General features: G+C 65.7%; 3 protein-coding genes. 2 read left to right on the forward strand and 1 reads right to left on the reverse strand.

Annotation, left to right across the window (positions count from 1 at the left end; genetic code table 11):
* Positions 1-240 precede the first annotated feature (240 nt).
* The gene (locus tag BMZ69_RS30880; protein ID WP_092163843.1) at positions 241-726 is read right to left on the reverse strand and encodes a hypothetical protein; all 486 of its coding nucleotides are present in this window, start codon (positions 724-726) and stop codon (positions 241-243) included.
* Positions 727-833: 107 nt separating this feature from the next.
* Here BMZ69_RS30880 and BMZ69_RS30885 point away from each other — a divergent pair, with 107 nt between their 5' ends.
* Both BMZ69_RS30885 and BMZ69_RS30890 read left to right on the forward strand, forming a co-directional pair.
* Positions 834-1,475 (forward strand): YoaK family protein, encoded by a 642-nt coding sequence (locus BMZ69_RS30885; RefSeq protein WP_092163844.1) that lies wholly within the window; start codon positions 834-836, stop codon positions 1,473-1,475.
* A 74-nt stretch (positions 1,476-1,549) separates the two neighbouring features.
* Entirely contained in the window at positions 1,550-1,885 is a 336-nt protein-coding gene (locus BMZ69_RS30890) for a hypothetical protein (RefSeq protein ID WP_092163845.1), read from the forward strand.
* Positions 1,886-1,993: the final 108 nt, after the last annotated feature.

Here is a 1,993-nt window from a genome sequence, read left to right on the forward strand (position 1 = left end):
GACATCTGATCCGACATGCCGATCATCCCGCTCCGATCAGGCCAACTGAATCAGCAATCAAACCTCAAAGCCAGAACCCTTTCGCAGAGAAATCCTTGTGGGGAAGGGATGGGGATGGGAGGCGAGCGGCTTGGTGCAAGGCGACTTGTAGAAGCGATCAGCCTTGTTCGCGGCGAATTCACTTCGACTTTCCGCCCCCCACCCCTGCCACTCCCCACGAGGGGGAGGGGTTCTCGCGTCTCACCCCGCAGCGCCTGCCCGCTCCTTCAGCGTTCTCGTCGGCGCAAACGGCCCCGGCCAGAGCTGGAGCCGGTAGAAATCGTCGCCCTCCAGCCCGTCATCGCTTAGCGTGTCGAGCCCGGAGTACGAGATCCTGAGGCGATAGCTCCCGGGTGCGAGCGAGAAGCGCGCCCGCTCCTGCGGCAAGCCTTCGGTGCAGCCGATCAGCATCATCTGCCCGGAGCGCGCGCGGAAGGAGCACTCGTTGACCAGCTCCCATTCGCCGAAATCGGTCTCGGGCGCGGCGTCATGGACCGAGAGTACGACAGGTACGTTCATGTTCCGGGCAGTGGCGATGCCGACCGAGCATTCGCCCACGGCGAGCATCCGCTCCACCGTCTCATCGGTCCAGAACGTCCCCCAATCCTCGTCGACCGCCTCGTCCTGGAGGTAGAACTGGAAGTAGTCGGCGAAGATTTCGAGCTCGGTGGTATGCAGCACGGTCATGACGATCAGGGTTCCGTCGAATTGTGACGGGAGTAAGAGGCTCTGCGTTGCACGATTCGGCCCGAGGCCGCGCCCATCGCCCACCTCCTGACCGGAGTGCCTTGCCTGTGTTGCGCTATGATCGTCCCGCCATCGGACTCGCCTTGGGCCTCTCAGGGCTCGCCGGCTTCGTCGATGCCCTCGGTTTCCTGAATATCGGCGGCTTCTTCGTCTCGTTCATGACCGGCAACACCACCCGCCTTGGCATCGAGCTGGCGGAAGGGCGTTTGGACGGCGTCTTGGTAGCCGGCATGATCATCCTCCTCTTCGTCGTCGGGGTGATCTGCGGCTCGCTCGTCGGCCATGTCGGCAGGCACCGGCGTCAGGCGGCCGTGCTCGCCTTCGTCACGCTGGCGCTGGCCCTCTCTGCCGGTCTCTACGGCGCTGGGCTCGCCATAGCCGCAGCCGGCATCCTCGCCTTGGCGATGGGCGCCGAGAACGCCGTTTTCCAGCGCGACGGCGAGGTCACGATCGGCCTGACCTACATGACCGGCACGCTGGTCAAGATGGGCCAGCGTCTCGCCGGCGCCTTGCTCGGCGGTCCGAAGCGCGCCTTCCTGCGCCATTTCACACTGTGGCTCAGCCTGCTCGTCGGCGCGTTCCTGGGTGCCTATGCGCATGGACATGTCGGGCTGGGGGCGATCTGGCTGGCGGCCTTGGCGGCGGGCGGCTTCACCGTCGTCGCCTTCTTTATGCCGAGTCAGGACTGAGCCTCTCCGGGAAGGTCTTTGCCTCGCGGGCGGAATCAACCATGGTTCCGCTCCGACCAGCCGGAGCTCCGCTTATGCGCGCCGCCCTCTTCGCCGCCGCCCTCGGCCTTGCCCTCGCCGCCTGCCAGAGCGCCGCGCCGCCCCCCGCCCCTTCGCCCGCGCAGGCGCCGACTGGTGTAACGCCCAACACCTTCCGTATGCCGACCGGTTCGGGCTGCGCCGGCGAGGTCGATCGCTTCCAGGCGGTGATGGACAACGACCTCTCGACCGGCCACACCACCAAGGGCGTTCACACCCGCGTCAGCGCCGAGATCGACAACGCCCGCAAGAGCTGCGCCGCCGGCAACGATGCCGGTGCGACCTCCCAGATCCGCGCCACGCGAGCGAAGTTCGGCTATCCGGCGGGCTGATCCTTCTCCCCTCGGGATTTCTCTGCGAAAGGGTTCTGGCTTTGAGGTTTGATTGCTGATTCAGTTGGCCTGATCGGAGCGGGATGATCGGCATGTCGGATCAGATGT

The organism is Allobosea sp. CRIB-10, assembly GCF_900112185.1.
Taxonomy (GTDB): domain Bacteria; phylum Pseudomonadota; class Alphaproteobacteria; order Rhizobiales; family Beijerinckiaceae; genus Allobosea.